At 72.6% G+C, this 14,810-nt stretch carries 14 protein-coding genes and 1 tRNA gene; 11 read left to right on the forward strand and 4 right to left on the reverse strand.

The features are described 5' to 3' along the window. Positions 1-26: 26 nt before the first annotated feature. From ABZ780_RS08570 to ABZ780_RS08590, 5 genes are all read left to right on the forward strand, one after another. Positions 27-611, forward strand: coding sequence for a hypothetical protein (locus tag ABZ780_RS08570; protein ID WP_357008958.1), 585 nt, complete (start codon positions 27-29; stop codon positions 609-611). Continuing rightward, positions 611-1,618 carry a MoxR family ATPase gene (locus tag ABZ780_RS08575; RefSeq protein WP_357008955.1) on the forward strand — a complete coding sequence of 336 codons (1,008 nt, stop codon included), beginning with the start codon at positions 611-613 and terminating at the stop codon, positions 1,616-1,618. The genes ABZ780_RS08570 and ABZ780_RS08575 overlap by 1 nt, the downstream gene beginning before the upstream one ends. Next, positions 1,618-3,060 (forward strand): DUF58 domain-containing protein, encoded by a 1,443-nt coding sequence (locus ABZ780_RS08580; protein ID WP_357485273.1) that lies wholly within the window; start codon positions 1,618-1,620, stop codon positions 3,058-3,060. The genes ABZ780_RS08575 and ABZ780_RS08580 overlap by 1 nt, the downstream gene beginning before the upstream one ends. 148 nt (positions 3,061-3,208) lie before the next feature. Next, entirely contained in the window at positions 3,209-3,772 is a 564-nt protein-coding gene (locus tag ABZ780_RS08585; protein ID WP_357008949.1) for a hypothetical protein, read from the forward strand. Positions 3,773-3,875: 103 nt separating this feature from the next. Continuing rightward, positions 3,876-5,207 (forward strand): NAD(P)/FAD-dependent oxidoreductase, encoded by a 1,332-nt coding sequence (locus ABZ780_RS08590; RefSeq protein ID WP_357008947.1) that lies wholly within the window; start codon positions 3,876-3,878, stop codon positions 5,205-5,207. Between the two features lie 125 nt (positions 5,208-5,332). On the opposite strand, the gene ABZ780_RS08595 is transcribed toward ABZ780_RS08590, so the two are convergent. After that, the gene (locus tag ABZ780_RS08595) at positions 5,333-7,189 is read right to left on the reverse strand and encodes a hypothetical protein (RefSeq protein WP_357485276.1); all 1,857 of its coding nucleotides are present in this window, start codon (positions 7,187-7,189) and stop codon (positions 5,333-5,335) included. 102 nt (positions 7,190-7,291) lie between these two features. On the opposite strand from ABZ780_RS08595, the gene ABZ780_RS08600 reads away from it, so the two are divergent. The 4 genes from ABZ780_RS08600 (at position 7,292) to ABZ780_RS08615 (ending at position 9,558) form a co-directional block, all read left to right on the forward strand. Next, positions 7,292-7,372, forward strand: a tRNA-Leu gene (locus ABZ780_RS08600). 108 nt (positions 7,373-7,480) lie between these two features. Further along, a complete protein-coding gene (locus ABZ780_RS08605; protein WP_357008941.1) occupies positions 7,481-8,296 on the forward strand; it encodes a Bax inhibitor-1/YccA family protein in 816 nt (271 codons plus the stop codon). 136 nt (positions 8,297-8,432) lie between these two features. After that, complete coding sequence (locus ABZ780_RS08610) at positions 8,433-9,191, forward strand: Bax inhibitor-1/YccA family protein (RefSeq protein WP_357008938.1); 759 nt, start codon at positions 8,433-8,435, stop codon at positions 9,189-9,191. Positions 9,192-9,237: 46 nt separating this feature from the next. Continuing rightward, positions 9,238-9,558 carry a hypothetical protein gene (locus tag ABZ780_RS08615; protein WP_357485278.1) on the forward strand — a complete coding sequence of 107 codons (321 nt, stop codon included), beginning with the start codon at positions 9,238-9,240 and terminating at the stop codon, positions 9,556-9,558. Between the two features lie 7 nt (positions 9,559-9,565). Here ABZ780_RS08615 and ABZ780_RS08620 read toward each other — a convergent pair whose 3' ends face one another. The 3 genes from ABZ780_RS08620 to ABZ780_RS08630 all read right to left on the reverse strand — a co-directional run bounded on the left by ABZ780_RS08620 (position 9,566) and on the right by ABZ780_RS08630 (position 12,769). Beyond that, a complete protein-coding gene (locus ABZ780_RS08620) occupies positions 9,566-10,828 on the reverse strand; it encodes an acetyl-CoA C-acetyltransferase (protein WP_357008932.1) in 1,263 nt (420 codons plus the stop codon). A gap of 79 nt (positions 10,829-10,907) precedes the next feature. Then, a complete protein-coding gene (locus tag ABZ780_RS08625; protein ID WP_357008929.1) occupies positions 10,908-11,720 on the reverse strand; it encodes an SGNH/GDSL hydrolase family protein in 813 nt (270 codons plus the stop codon). Continuing rightward, entirely contained in the window at positions 11,717-12,769 is a 1,053-nt protein-coding gene (locus ABZ780_RS08630) for an SGNH/GDSL hydrolase family protein (RefSeq protein ID WP_357008926.1), read from the reverse strand. Before ABZ780_RS08630 ends, ABZ780_RS08625 begins: the two co-directional genes overlap by 4 nt. A 151-nt stretch (positions 12,770-12,920) precedes the next feature. Here ABZ780_RS08630 and ABZ780_RS08635 point away from each other — a divergent pair, with 151 nt between their 5' ends. After that, positions 12,921-13,277, forward strand: a complete 357-nt coding sequence (locus tag ABZ780_RS08635) for a YkvA family protein (RefSeq protein ID WP_357008924.1) — start codon at positions 12,921-12,923, stop codon at positions 13,275-13,277. A gap of 72 nt (positions 13,278-13,349) precedes the next feature. Beyond that, positions 13,350-14,720, forward strand: coding sequence for a cystathionine beta-synthase (locus ABZ780_RS08640; RefSeq protein ID WP_357008921.1), 1,371 nt, complete (start codon positions 13,350-13,352; stop codon positions 14,718-14,720). Positions 14,721-14,810: the final 90 nt, after the last annotated feature.

The raw sequence follows: 14,810 nt of genomic DNA on the forward strand, positions 1-14,810 counted from the left end.
ACGCAGTCGCGAATGAAGGTGTCACTGTGAGTGGCAGCGCCAGCATCGACGACCTGCTCACCTTCGAGGAGGAGCCGGCGAGGCGCGACGACCGGAACGGGGGCAGCCGGGCCGGGCGGGTGCTGCGTGCCCTGGCCGGCAACGCGGCGGTGGTCGTCGTGCTGATCGTCGGCCTCCGCGCGGTCGGCCTGAAGGTCTCGCTGGTGATCCTGGTCGCCGGGGTGTTCGCGGTGTTCGCGGTGCGCCGGGTCGCCGCCGCCGTGGCACCGCCGGCGGCGGGCAGGTCCCGGCCTCCGACCATCCGCTACGACGACGGCGCCTGGAACTGGGGCGCGCGGGACGCGCTGCGCGCCGCCATCAACGGCTGGGAACTGCCGCTGGACTGGTCCACGACACGGCCCGAACGCTTCAGCGGGGTGATCCTGCCTCGGCTCGCGGAGCTGGCCGACGAGCGGCTGCGCCTGAAGCACGCCGTGACCCGTGAATCGGACCCAGCCCGCGCTCGTGCCCTGCTGGGTGACCGGCTGTGGACGTTCCTGGAAAGCCCGCCCCGACGCCCCCCGTCGCCGCGCGATCTCGCGGTGATCGTCGCCGAACTGGAGAAGATCTGATGAACGACGTGGACCGGAGCATGCCCGCCGCCGAGGTTGGCCGCCTGGCCCGGGCGGTCCTGGACGCGGTCGGCACCGTCGTGGTCGGCAAACGGGACGCGTTGGAGTTGGTCCTCGCCGGCATCCTGGCCGGTGGGCACGTGCTCCTGGAGGACCTGCCGGGCCTGGGCAAGACGCTCACCGCGCGGTCCTTCGCCCAGGCGTTGGGGTTGGATTTCCGCCGGCTCCAGTTCACCCCGGATCTGCTCCCCGCCGACGTCACCGGCTCGTTCCTCTATGACCAGCGCAGCGGTGACTTCGCCTTCCGGGCGGGGCCGGTCTTCACCAACCTGCTCCTCGCCGACGAGATCAACCGGACGCCACCGAAGACCCAGTCCGCGTTGCTGGAGGCCATGCAGGAGAAGCAGGTCTCCGTGGAGGGCGTCACGTACAAGCTGGACGAGCCGTTCCACGTGCTGGCCACCGCCAACCCCATCGAGTACGAGGGCACGTACCCGCTGCCCGAGGCGCAACTGGACCGGTTCCTGCTGCGGGTCTCGTTCGGCTACCCGGAGCACGAGGAGGAGTGGGAGGTGCTGCGCCGCCGGATGGGCCGTCGCCGTGAGGAGGCGGACATCAAGCCGGTGGTCGACGCGGCCACCCTGCGGGCGATGCAGGCCGCTCTGGAGGACGTGGTGGTGGAGGACTCCATCGGCCGCTACATCGTGTCCCTCACCGCGGCCACCCGGGAACACCCGTCGGTGCTGGTCGGCGCCTCGCCGCGCGGCTCGCTGGCGCTGCTGCTGCTGGCCCGGGTCCGCGCGGTGTTCGGTGGTCGGGACTACGTGGTGCCGGAGGACGTCAAGGAGGTGGCGGCGCCCGCGCTCGCCCACCGGATCACCCTGCGCCCGGAGATGTGGCTGCGCCGGGTCGACCCGGCCTTTGTGGTCGGTGAGGTGTTGGAGGCGACGCCCGCCCCGGCCAGTGGCGCCCTGCCCAGCTACGCCGCCGGTGGGCTCCGACGCTGATGACCGGACCGACCGCGCCCGTGCCGCGATCTACCGAGCCGGACTCGACCGCCGGCTGGGCCCCCACCCCCGCGCTCGCCCGCGCGGTGCTGCTCGCCGGCCTGTTGCTGGTGGCGGGGGTGCTGCTGGGGCGCATCGACCTCGTCGTGCTGGCCGCCCCGTTCGCGCTGGGCACCGCGTACGCGCTGCGTCGCCGGCCCACCGCGCTGCCGCAGGTCTGGGTCACCGCTGGTGACGACGGGCCGCTGGTGGAGGGCGGTGCGGTAGCGGCGACGGTCAGCGTCGGCAACCCCGACACGGTTGGCTACGACCTGGTGGTGGTCCGGTCCCGGGTCTCTCCGTGGCTGCGGATCACACGGGCGGGCTTCGCCGGTGCCGAACCCGCAGACGGTGCTGCTCCTCCGGGTGCGGCACCCACCGGCGAGCCGGCGGACGGCACGGGTCGTTCCGCCGCCGACCGGCCGTTCGTGACCTCGGTGCCCGTGGCCGCCGTGGTGGATCTGGAACTGGCCGGCCGGGCTCTGCGCTGGGGCCGACACCCGGTCGGCCCGGCCGGTGCCCGGGTCGCCGCGGCCGGTGGTCTGCTGGTCTCCCGGTCGGTGATCGTCGAGCCGGAGGCGGTGCGGGTCTACCCGCGTACCGAGCCGTTCGAGGCGGTGGAGGCGATGCCCCGTGCCGCCGGCCTGGTCGGCGCGCACCACTCCCGCCGGCCCGGTGAGGGCGGCGAGTTGGCCGGCGTGCGGATCTTCGCCCCGGGCGACCGGCTGCGCCGCATCGACTGGCGGGTTTCGCTGCGCGCCCGACAGTTGCACGTGGCGGCGACCCTGTCCGACCGGGACGCCGAGGTGGTGGTGCTGCTCGACGTACTCGCCGAGGCTGGGCGCTCCGGCGGGGTGGGCGGTGCCGCCTCGGTGCTGGACACCACCGTGCGGGCGACCGCCGCGATCGCCGAGCACTACCTGCACCGCGGTGACCGGGTCTCGCTGTTGGAGTACGGGCCGGGTGCTCGGCGGCTGCGCCCGGCCGCCGGCCGCCGGCAGTACCTGACCGTCCTGGAGTGGCTGCTCGACGTACGGGCCGAGGCCTCCCAGCACGAGCCGTACGACCAGGTCTTCGGCCCGCAGATGCTCTCCTCGGACGCGTTGGTGGTGGTCCTCACCCCGCTGCTCGACGAGCGGTCGGCGCAGATGCTGGCCCGGCTGGCCCGCTCCGGGCGGTTCGTGGTGGCGGTCGACACGCTGCCGACGGACCTGGCGCCGCCGAAGGACCGGGGCTGGGCCGAGGTGGCGTACCGGCTGTGGCGGCTGGATCGGGACACCATGATCGGGCAGCTTCGGGAGCACGGCGTGCCCGTCGTGCGCTGGGCCGGCGCCGGCAGCCTGGACCAGGTGTTGCGGGATGTGGCGCGGCTGGCAACGGCCCCAAGGGTCGGTTCCCGGTGAGCGCGAGGAGTGAGCCGGTTTTGCGAGCCCCGCAGTCGCGAGCCCAGGGCGGTCCGGTGAGCGCGAGGAGTGAGCCGGGTTTGCGAGCCCCGCAGCCGCGAACGAATTGTGGCCCGGTGAGCGCGAGGAGTGAGCAGGGTGGGTGCAGATGATCGACGCGGTCACTGGGCGGGTCCGGGCGGCGCAGAACGCCGTGGCCCGGGTCAGCGCCGTTCCGCTCCTGGTCCGGGCGGGGATCTTCGTCACCGTGTTGGCCGGGTTCGCGCTGGCGTTTCCCGCCGAGGTGTTGCCCGGTCGGCCGTTGCTGTTCCTGGCGGTGGCCGCGCTGCTGCCGGCGGTGGGCCCGCGCCGGCCGTGGCCGACCTTCGTGGCCCTGGTCACGGTAGGTGGTTGGCTGCTCGCCACCGACGGGTACGGCCGGCCGGTGGCGCTGTGGCGGCTGCTGGCCGTCGCCGCGTTGCTGTATCTGTCGCACTCGCTCTGCGCGTTGGCGGCGTTGCTGCCGTACGACGGGGTGGTGGATCCGGACCTGATCAGCCGGTGGTTGCTGCGGGCGGCGGCGGTGCTGCTGGGTACGTCCGTGTTGGCGGTGCTGCTGTTGCAGGTGGCGGGCCTGAGTGGTGAGGTCGGCTACCAGTGGGTGACGGTGCTGGGGCTGCTGGTGGCGGTGGGTCTGGTCGGGCTGCTGGGTTGGTTGCTGCGGCGCAAGTAGACCGGTGGGGCGGCTGGGTTACCCAGGTCACACGGGTTGTGCTCCGTCACAGATGGGGGGCGCGAGCGGGATTACCTGAGCCGGCCGGGGAAAGATAGATGGCGTGAATCCGAAGCGGATCCTTGTGGTGGGTGCCGGGCATGTTGGTCTTTATGCCGCCCTGCGACTGTCGAAGAAGCTCAGCTCCCGTGAGGCTGAGGTCATTGTGGTGGACCCTCAGCCCCACATGACCTATCAGCCGTTCCTGCCCGAGGCGGCGGCGGGCAACATCTCCCCACGCCATGCGGTGGTGCCGCTGCGTCGGGAGTTGCGCCGATGCACGGTGGTGGCGGGCACGGTCACCCGTATCGAGCACGACCGCAAGGTGGCCTCCGTGCAGCCGATCGCCGGCCCGGCCCGGGAGATCGCGTACGACCACGTGATCGTGGCGCCGGGTTCGGTGTCCCGTACGTTGCCGATTCCGGGCCTGCACGAAGAGGGCATCGGGTTCAAGACGATCGGTGAGGCGATCTACCTCCGCAACCACGTGCTGGACCGGCTGGACGTGGCGGCTGTCACCCCGGACCCGGACGTTCGCCGCTCGGCGCTGACCTTCACGTTCGTCGGTGGTGGGTACGCCGGCATCGAGGCGCTCGCCGAGATGGAGGACATGGCCCGCGACGCCCTGCGCTACTACCCGGAGCTGAAGCCGGAGGACATGCGCTGGGTGCTCGTCGAGGCCACCCAGCGGGTGCTGCCCGAGGTGGACCGGGACATGGGCGCCTACACGGTGCAGCAGCTCCTCAAGCGGAACATGGACATCCGGCTGGACACTCGCCTGGAGTCCTGCGTCGACGGGGTGGTCAAGCTCTCCGACGGTGACAGCTTCCGGTCCGACACGATCGTCTGGACGGCTGGCGTGAAGCCGTCGCCGATGCTGGACGCGACCGACTTCCCGCGCGACGAGCGGCGGCGGGTCACCTGCCTGCCGACCCTCCAGGTCGTCGACGGCGATCGGGTGGTCGAAGGTGCGTGGAGCGCCGGCGACTGCGCCGCCGTTCCCGACCTGACGAAGGAGCCGGGCAACTTCTGCTCGCCGAGCGCGCAGCACGCGGTGCGTCAGGCCGCCCGGATGGCCGACAACATCGCGGCGGTGGTCCGGGGCCGAGAGCCGGTCGACTACAAGCACAAGCACGCGGGCAGCGTCGCCAGCCTCGGCCTGCACAAGGGCGTCGCCCAGGTGTACGGCATCAAAATGACCGGCTGGCCGGCGTGGTTCATGCACCGTACGTACCACATGAGCCGTATCCCGTCGTTCAACCGCAAGGTCCGGGTCGTGGTGGACTGGTCGTTGGCGTTCTTCCTCAAGCGTGAGGTCGTCGCCCTGGGTCAGCTGCACGATCCGCGCGAGGAGTTCGTCGAGGCGTCCCAGCCCGTCGGCGCCCCGCGGGTCTAACCCCGTCACCCACCCTCGCCGATCTTGCACTTCCGGACGCCGATACGCGTCTTTTGGCACGTATTGTCCGGGCAGCAAGTGCAAGATCGGCGGGCGGGTCGGCGTGGTCGGGCGGGTCGGCGTGGTCAGACCCGCCAGGTCCAGGCGTCGGCGATGCGGGTTGCCGGGCCGTAGAGCTGCTCCAGGGTTGCGCGGAGGCTCTCGGCGTGGGGGGCGTCGTCGGTCAGCGCCACGCAGGAGGCACCCCAGAACTCCGCGTCGCGGGCGGCCTGCCGGCGCTGCTCGTCGCCGATGGCCGGTTGGTCGCCGCGCCGGGCGACGTCGGCCAGCAGGGCGGAGGTGGGCTGCTTGAAGGTGCCCATGGCCGCGGTGCCGCCCCGCCCGTACGGGCCGATGAAGAAGCCCTCGGGCAGGCCGAATCCCGCGTCGGCGGCGGTTGCCCAGCGCATCGGCCAGGGCTCCTTGGGCGTGGGCAGCGGCACCGGGACGAGCACCCCGCCGGGGCGTACGCACTGCCGCCAGTGCCCGCCGGTGATGAACTCGGGAACCTCGGGCCGCTCGGCGGTCGGCAGCGGAGTCGGAAAGATCGGCAGCAGCGCCGCGACGACCGCCAGCGGCACCAGCCGTCGCGCGCGTCCGGTGGTACGCAGGGCCCGGTCGACCGCCAGCACCAGCAGTGTCGCGATGATCGGGAGCAGCGCCAGGGCGAACCGCATCGGCAGCGCGCCGTCCACCACCGGCAGCCCGGCCAGCAGGGCGTACGGCCCGGGCAGCGCGGTGCGGGTGCCGCCGAGCACCACCTCCGGGCCGAGCGAGAGCGCGCCCATCACCAGCGCGGCGACCACGCAGCTGAACACCAGCCGGCGTCGGCCGGCCCAGATCGCGCAGACCGCGGTGACCAGCAGCAGCGGCCAACCGAGGAACGTGTTGTACTCGGCGGGGCCGGTCGTCAGCCGGGACGCCTGGTCGCTGCCGGCGACCGACAGCGGGGAGATCGCCCACCAGCTGCTCAGGTCGGCCGAGAAGTAGGCCGGGCTGAACATGCCGTCGGCGACGCCCTGCGGCCCGGCGAACTGGAACCACAGCGGGTATCCGAGCACCATCAGCGCCAGGCCGGCGGCGATCGCCAGTCCGCCGGCGAAGCCGGGCAGAGCCCGTCGGGCCAGGTCCCGGTCCGCCACGGCGTAGCCGATCGCCATCACCAGCAGGGTGACGGCGGCGAGGAAGAGCACCTCCTCGCCGATGAAGACCTGCGCGGTGACCGCCGCGGCCAGCCCGGCGGCTGAGCTGACCATCCGTCGCCGGTCCGGCCCGGTGGGCAGGGCAGCCACGGAGCCGGCCGGCGTGGGGCCTGGATCGGCGGCCCGCAGCAGCCGGACCACCAGCCAGACGATCACCGGCACCAGCCACTGGGCGGTCATGTGCAGGTGACTGTTGGTCTGCGAGACCATGCCCGGGCCGAAGCCGCAGAGCCCGCCGCCGAGCGCGGCGGCCAGCCGGCGGGCGCGCAGCGTCCGGTGGAACAGCAGGTACCAGGCGAGGGCGGTGCCGGCCAGGTTGGCGGCGGCGAGCAGCGCGAAGGTGACCGGCGCACCGAACAGGAGGGTGAGCGGCGCGCAGACGATGCCGAGCGCGATGACCGTGGTGTTGGCCATCAGGTTGACACCGTCGGGGGCGTTGAGCCGGTCGGTGAGCAGGCTGAAGTCGCCGAGCAGCGCCCTCGCGTCGACCGCCAGGAACCACTCGTAGAGGGCCTGGTCCTCGGGGTTGAGCGCTAGCGTCCGCCCGCCCGGGTCGGGCCACAGCCCGTGGGTCAACCAGCCGGCCAGCACCACCCAGATCAGCGCGACCAGCAGGTCAGCCCGGTGGCGGCGCACGGCGGCCAGCAGCCGGACGGCCCGGGTTCGGCGGTCGACCTGATCGACGAGGCGCAACGCCTGGTCAGGGGCGGCGTCGGGGGCCGTGGGGGCTGCGCTGCTCACGGCATCGACCCTAATGTGGCCTGCCCGTCGGGGTACGCCGGGTTGCCGACGACCGGCTACGGTGACACTGCACCCGCGCGTGTCGGCGCGCCGGTGCCACCCGCCCGGGTGGTGGAAAGGCAGACACGGCCGCCTTAAAAGCGGCTGCCGCAAGGCGTGCGGGTTCGACCCCCGCCCCGGGCACCGGTCGGCTCGCACACATTCTCATTCGTGATCACCAGGACTTGGCTGGGCCGTTTACTCTTGGAGGGCACGTTCACGTGCAAACGACCCCCTGAGGGAGGCCAGAAAGTGAAGACCTCGAACCCGGTGCTCGCCCGGCTCGGCCAGGCGGCCGAGCGGGAGCGCTCCGCCGGGTACGCACCGACCGGGCCGTACGGACAGCCCGGCATTCCCCAGCAGTACCCGTCCCAGGCCGGTTACCCGGTCGCACCGCCCGCCGTGGCACCCATGACCGTTGACGACGTGGTCGTCAAGACGGTCGCTCTCCTCGGCATCCTCGGCATCACCGCCGCGGCCGCCTGGGTGCTCGTGCCCGACTCGCTGGTCGGGGTCGCCTGGATCGGCGCGGCAGTGGTCGGCCTGGCCCTTGGCTTGATCATCTCGTTCTCCCGGATGGCCAACCCGGCACTGGTCATCGCGTACGCGGTCGTCGAAGGTGTCTTCGTCGGCATGGTCAGCAAGGCGTTCGAGACGCGCTACGACGGCATCGTGCTCCAGGCCGCCGTCGCCAGCTTCGGCATCTTCTTCCTGATGGCGATGCTCTACAAGGCGAAGGTCATCCGGGCCACCCCGGCCTTCGTCAAGGGCATGATCGCGGCGATGGTCGGCCTCTTCGCCGTCATGATGATCAACCTGGTGCTGTCGCTGTTCGGCGTCAACACCGGCCTGCGCGACGGCAGCCCGCTGGCCATCGGCTTCAGCCTGGTCTGCATCGTGGTCGCGTCGCTGAGCTTCGTGCTCAGCTTCAAGGAGGTCGAGGACGGCGTCCGGATGGGCCTTCCCCAGCGCTACTCCTGGGTGGCCGCGTTCGGCATCCTGGTCAGCCTGGTCTGGCTCTACATCGAGATCCTGCGTCTGCTGAGCTACTTCCAGGGCGACGACTGACCTCGTCCGCTCTGTCGACCGGCGCCCGCCCCCGCTTCCGTGAGGGCGGGCGCCGTCGTCCGCGCCGTTTCGCCGTCGCCGCCGGGCCGCCCGGGGCAGAGTGACTGCGAGGGGTACGCGGGTGAGGGAGGCGACGGTGCGCAGCAACAATCCGGTGCTCAACCGGCTGGACGAGACCGGCCGGTTCGAGAGCCGGGTGCTCGGCTCCCGGGATGTCGAGCCGATGACCGTCGACGACGTGGTGGTCCGTACCGTCGGGTTGCTCCTGCTCACCGGAGTGGCCGCGGCGGTGTCCTGGGTGGTGGTGCCGGAGGCGGCCTGGCTGGGCGCCGCGCTGGCCGGCAGCGCTCTGGCCTCGATCGCGCTGGTCCTGGTCATCTCGCTGCGGGGGATCACCAACCCGGTGCCGATCGCCGGCTACGCGCTGTTGCAAGGACTGCTGCTGGGGGTGGCCAGCCGGACCTTCGAGCAGATCTACCCGGGCATCGTGGCGCAGGCGGTGGCCGGCACCTTCGGCGTCTTCCTCGGCATGGCGGCGCTGTACCGGGCCCGGGTGATCCGGGCGACGCCCCGGCTGGCCCGCCTGGTGATCGGCACGCTGCTCGGCATCGCCGTGCTCAGCGTGGTCAACCTGGTGTCGTACCTGATCTCCGGGCGACCGGGGCTGGCGACGTACAGCGTCAGCGGGGAGGTCGGCTGGCTCGCGTACGCCTTCTCGGTGGTGGCGATCATCGCCGGCGCGTTCAGCTTCATCCTCGACTTCGATCTCGTTGAGCGCTCGGTGCGCGACGGCCGACCCCGCCGGTACGCGTGGCTGAGCGCGTTCGGCCTGGTCACCGGCCTGGTCTTCCTCTACTGGCAGTTGCTGCGGCTGCTCAGCTACCTGCGCCGGTGACCGGCCGGGGGTGTCGGGGCCGACGCCGGCCGTAGACTCGGCGGCGATGAGCGCAGCGGAGTTGGATGAGGCCGTTCGACTGCTGGTCCGTCAGGTCGGGCACTGGCAGCAGCCGCGCTGGGCGGCGGCAGCGACGACGGCGAACATGTCCCGCGCCGACCTGATGCACCGGCTCGTGCAGGAGGTCGCCAACCTGGCCGCCGACGCCGAGGGCGGACCTCGCCGCACGGTCCCTCGGCTGGTCAACGACCTGGCGCTGCCCGACCAGTTGCGGGTGGTGACGGCGGACCTGCTGGCCGCCGGGGCTGATGCCGAGGCGCTGGCGCGGGCCGCCGCCGAGGTGACGGCGACCCGCGCGGCGCTCTGACGTCAGCTCAGTTCAGCCGCTCGAGGACCATGGCCATGCCCTGGCCGCCGCCGACGCACATCGTCTCCAGGCCGATGGTCTTGTCGTGCCACTCCAGCGCGTTGAGCAGGGTGCCGGTGATCCGGGCGCCGGTCATGCCGAACGGATGGCCGACCGCGATCGCGCCGCCCATCACGTTCAGCTTCTCCTCCGGGATGCCCAACTGCCGGTAGGAGGGGATCACCTGGGCGGCGAACGCCTCGTTGATCTCCACCAGGTCGACGTCGTCGATCGTCATGCCGGCCCGCTTCAGCGCCTGCCGGGACGCCTCGACCGGGCCGAGGCCCATGATCTCCGGTGACAGGGCGGTGACGCCGGTCGAGACGATCCGGGCCAGCGGGGTCAGCCCCAACTCCTCGGCCCGCTGGGCGCTCATCACCACCACGGCGGCGGCGCCGTCGTTCAGCGGGCAGCAGTTGCCGGCGGTGATCCGACCGTCGGGGCGGAACACCGGCTTCAGCCCGGCCACGGCGTCCAGGGTGACGCCCGCGCGCGGACCGTCGTCGGTGCTGACCACGGTGCCGTCCGGCGTGGTGACCGGGGTGATCTCCCGGGCCCAGAAGCCGTCGGCGATGGCCTTCTCGGCGAGGTTCTGGCTGCGAACGCCGAACTCGTCCATGTCGGCGCGGGAGACGTCGTGCACCTGGGCCAGGTTCTCGGCGGTCTGGCCCATGCTCAGGTAGATGTCCGGCAGGTCGCCGGACTCGCGCGGGTCGGTCCACACGTCGGCGCCGCCCTGCGCGCGGCGCTTCGAGCGGTCGTGGGCCGCGGCGAACCGCGGATTCTCCCAGCCGCCGCCGACCAGCGCCTGAGCCTCCGGCGGCAGACCGTCGGAGTTGCCCCGGGCGAACCGGGAAACCATCTCGACGCCGGCGGAGACGAACACGTCGCCCTCGCCGGCCCGGATCGCGTGCAGGGCCATCCGGGTGGTCTGTAGTGACGAGGCACAGTAGCGGGTCAGCGTGGCGCCGGGGACGGTGTCGAGCCCGAGCAGGGTGGTCACCACGCGGGCCATGTTGAAGCCCTGCTCACCGCCGGGCAGGCCGCACCCGAGGTAGAGGTCGTCGATGGTGGTCGGGTCGAGCTGGGGGATCTTGGCCAGGGCGGCCTGGACGATGGTCGCGGCGAGGTCGTCGGAGCGGACATCGCGCAGGGACCCCTTGTACGCCCGGCCAATGGGGGAGCGGGCGGTAGCGACGATGACGGCGTCGCGGGACGACTCAATCGGCATGGGCCCAACGTTAACGCGGCGGTAACATGGCGCGGAAGAAGCAGAGACGGCGGGAAATGTCACCCTGAGCGGGTCTGATCTAGCGTCGGGAGGCGACCGCCGCGGCGGCCGCGACCGCCGGCAGCAGGGCGTGCGCCCACACCCGGTAGCCGTCGGCGGAGGGGTGGAAGCCGTCGTGGCAGAGCGTCCCCGCGTCGGCCCGGAACACCGGCCCGGTCTCGGTGGCGAGATCGACCACCGAGCCGCCGGCCTCCAGCACTGCCGCGGTCTGTGCGCGTGCCATCCTCCGGCCGGACCAGCCCACCAGCTGCCGCAGCGGGGGCGCGATGGCGCGTACGGCGCCGAGGTCGGGGCAGGTGCCCACCACCACCTCGACGCGGGCCTCCCGCAGCCGGTGCACCGCCGCCGCGAGGTACGCCGACGCGTCGGCGGGCCGGCGCATCCCGGTGGCGTCGTTCGCGCCGATCAGGATCAGCGCCACGTCGGGTCGCTCGCCCAGCAGGGCCCGGGCCACCTGGGTCGCCAGATCGGTCGAGCGGGAGCCGGAGACGCCGACGCTGGACAGGTGCACCCGACGGCCGGCCGGGCCCTCGGCGAGCAGGTTGGCCAACTGCCCGCCGATGGTGTCGTCGAGCCGGTCGACGCCCACACCCAGCGCCGACGAGTCGCCGAGCAGCACCAGCCGCAGCGGCGTCGCGCCGGCCCGGCCGACCGTGGCGCGCAGCGCCAGACCCAACTCCGGCTGGGCGTACCGCCGGTGGCGCGCGACGAACGCCTCACCGGCGAGGACGGCCGCGCTGCCCACCGTGCCGGCGAGCAGCGACAGCGCCGCCGCCCGACCCAGTCGGCCGGGAAGGCCGGCGGTCACGTGCCGCTCGCTGCGCTGGTTCATGCCAGTCCCTCCACTGTCGACGTGTCCGGTGCGGCGCCGTGCTGCGGCACCGCGTTGACACCGAAGAACGCCCGGCGGCGCAGTTGCGCCCACCGGCCGGCCGGCCCTCGGTCGCGGCCCCGGACCTGGACGCCACTGACCTCGGTGCCGGCGTGCCGGGCCGCCTCCTGCGCGGCCTTAGGCAGCGACCGTACGCCCTCACCCCGTGCCGTGGTGGCCCGTCGTTCCTGCCCCGTGCCGAGCGCGGAGAGCATCGTCGGCAGCAGGGCTGCGGCGGCGACCGCGTACCCCTCGGCGGAGGGGTGGAACCGGTCCCAGGCGAACATCCGGTGCGGCTCGGCGGCGAACCGTGGACCGAGCAGGTCGCCCAGGGACACCGTCCAGCCGCCCGCCTCGACCACCGCGACCGTCTGGGCGGCGGCGAGCTGGCGGCTCCACCGGTGTGCCAGCCACCGCAGCGGTGGTTGGATCGGCCGGATCGCACCCAGGTCGGGGCAGGTGCCGACGACCACCTCGCAACCCGCGTCCCGCAGAGTCTGGACCGCCTCGATGAGGTATCGCACGGCCAGCCCGCGCGGGGTGCGGTTGGTGATGTCGTTGCCGCCGATCAGGATCACCGCGATGTCGGGCTCACACTCCAGCGCCGCCTCCACCTGGTGCCGAAGCGCCGACGAGATGGCCCCGACCACCGCGAAACGGCGCAACAGAACCGGACGGTGCAGCCGGCGGGACAGGCCGGTGGCGAGCAGCGCGCCGGGCGTCTCGCGGCGGCGGTGCACGCCGTAACCGGCCGCCGACGAGTCACCGAGCACGACCACCGTGAGCGCGGGGCCGGGGAACTTCGCGCCGTACATCCCGTCGCAGCGCGGCGGGGGCGCCTCGGCCATCGGAATGGTGCGCCGGGCCTGCCGGGCCTGGCCGAGCAGCACCCCGCCGGTCGCCATCACGGCCGCCGCGGTGGCGCCCGTGCCGATGGCCGCCAGGCGAGCGATCCGCCAGGCGTGTCGCCAGCGCGGACCAACGGGCACGACAGAACCAGCCACCCCCATACAGCGACATTATCGCGCCGGCCCGACACGCCGCTGTCGTCGTCACGGCTGGCGGATGCCTGGAACCCGACGCGACGGGGTATCTGTCCGGTGGAGGCCGGCCATACTTGCGCCGACCCGCCACGCTGATCCGGCGGAGAGGAGCGCAACCATGGGTAAGACACTGAAGCGCAGCGCGGCGTTCGCGGCCCTGGCCCGGGCACTGACGGCGGGGGCGCGCGGCGGACCCTCGCTGGGGACCCGGTTGGCAGCGCTGCCCCGGATGATCCGCGCCACCACCAAGGGCGAGTACGACGGCGGCCTCCGACTGGCCCTGATGACCGCGGCGACGGCGTACATCGTCTCGCCCTTCGACCTGCTGCCGGAGATCCCGCTGGCGATCTTCGGGCTGGCCGACGACGCGGTCATGGTCACCTGGCTGGCCGGCAGCGTGCTCGCCGAGACCGAGCGTTTCCTGGAGTGGGAGGCCCGTCGCAGCTCGGTCATCCCCGGCGGGTTGGTGCCCTGACAGCACGTACGCTGGGCGGCGAGGATAATTCTGCCCGGCCGCCGTTGCCGGTGCCGCGACGAAGGGCACACCGTGCAGTTCTACGACAACGTCGTCGACATGATCGGCAACACCCCGCTGGTACGTCTGCGTAACGTCACCGAGGGCATCCAGGCCACCGTGCTCGCCAAGGTGGAGTACGTCAACCCGGGTGGCTCGGTGAAGGACCGGATCGCGCTGCGGATGGTGGAGGACGCCGAAGCGGCGGGCCTGCTCAGGCCCGGCGGCACCATCGTCGAGCCGACCAGCGGCAACACCGGCGTCGGGCTGGCCCTGGTGGCCCAGCTCAAGGGCTACAAGTGTGTCTTCGTCTGCCCCGACAAGGTCAGCCAGGACAAGCAGGACGTGCTGCGGGCGTACGGCGCCGAGGTGGTGGTCTGCCCGACCGCGGTCGCCCCGGAGGACCCGCGCTCCTACTACAACGTCTCCGACCGGCTGACCCGGGAGATCCCCGGCGCCTGGAAGCCCAACCAGTACAGCAACCCGGCCAACCCGCGCTCGCACTACGAGACCACCGGCCCCGAGCTGTGGAAGCAGACCGAGGGCGGGCTCACCCACTTCGTGGCGGGCGTCGGCACCGGCGGCACCATCTCCGGCATCGGGCAGTACCTCAAGGAAGCCTCCGACGGCCGGGTGAAGGTCATCGGGGCCGACCCGGAGGGCTCGGTCTACTCCGGCGGCACCGGCCGGCCGTACCTGGTGGAGGGCGTCGGCGAGGACTTCTGGCCGGAGACGTACGACCGGGGTGTGGCCGACGAGATCGTCGAGGTCTCCGACAAGGCGTCCTTCGAGATGACCCGGCGGCTGGCCCGCGAGGAGGGGCTGCTGGTCGGCGGTTCCTGCGGGATGGCCGTGGTCGCTGCACTGGAGGTGGCCCGCCGGGCCGGGCCGGACGACGTGGTGGTGGTGCTGCTGCCGGACGGCGGCCGGGGCTACCTCTCGAAGATCTTCAACGACTCGTGGATGGCCCGGTACGGCTTCCTCGACAACTCCGGCGCCGAGCCGACGGTGGCCGACGCGCTGGCCAGCAAGCCGGGCGGCCTGCCCGAGCTGGTGCACGTCCACCCGACCGAGACGGTCCGCGACGCGATCGACTACATGCGCGAGTACGGCGTCTCGCAGCTGCCGGTGCTCAAGGCCGAGCCGCCGGTGGTGACCGGTGAGGTCGCGGGCTCCATCGCCGAGCGGGACCTGCTCGACGCGCTGTTCACCGGTCAGGCCCACCTGCACGACACGATCGAGCGGCACATGGGCGACCCGCTGCCGATGATCGGTGGTGGCCAGCCGGTGAGCGAGGCCGTCGGGCTGCTGGAGAAGTCCGACGCCGCACTGGTCCTCGTCGACGGGAAGCCCCGGGGCGTCCTCACCCGTCAGGACCTCCTGGCGCACCTCGGCGCCCACTAGTTCTCTCCCCGGGCCGTCGCCTGCCCTGCCCACCTCGGGGCGGGCGGCACCGGATATCTCTGCCGTGCCCTTTGCTCTGCTTCACTCCAC

The sequence above is a fragment of the Micromonospora sp. NPDC047467 genome (assembly GCF_040643095.1).
Lineage (GTDB): Bacteria > Actinomycetota > Actinomycetes > Mycobacteriales > Micromonosporaceae > Micromonospora.

Coding starts and splice junctions, on each gene's coding strand:
- ABZ780_RS08575 (WP_357008955.1), top strand. CDS start 611: ATGAACGACGTGGACCGGAGCATGCCCGCCGCCGAGGTTGGCCGCCTG.
- ABZ780_RS08580 (WP_357485273.1), top strand. CDS start 1,618: ATGACCGGACCGACCGCGCCCGTGCCGCGATCTACCGAGCCGGACTCG.
- ABZ780_RS08585 (WP_357008949.1), top strand. CDS start 3,209: ATGATCGACGCGGTCACTGGGCGGGTCCGGGCGGCGCAGAACGCCGTG.
- ABZ780_RS08615 (WP_357485278.1), top strand. CDS start 9,238: ATGAGCGCAGCGGAGTTGGATGAGGCCGTTCGACTGCTGGTCCGTCAG.
- ABZ780_RS08620 (WP_357008932.1), bottom strand. CDS start 10,828: ATGCCGATTGAGTCGTCCCGCGACGCCGTCATCGTCGCTACCGCCCGC.
- ABZ780_RS08625 (WP_357008929.1), bottom strand. CDS start 11,720: ATGAACCAGCGCAGCGAGCGGCACGTGACCGCCGGCCTTCCCGGCCGA.
- ABZ780_RS08630 (WP_357008926.1), bottom strand. CDS start 12,769: ATGGGGGTGGCTGGTTCTGTCGTGCCCGTTGGTCCGCGCTGGCGACAC.
- ABZ780_RS08635 (WP_357008924.1), top strand. CDS start 12,921: ATGGGTAAGACACTGAAGCGCAGCGCGGCGTTCGCGGCCCTGGCCCGG.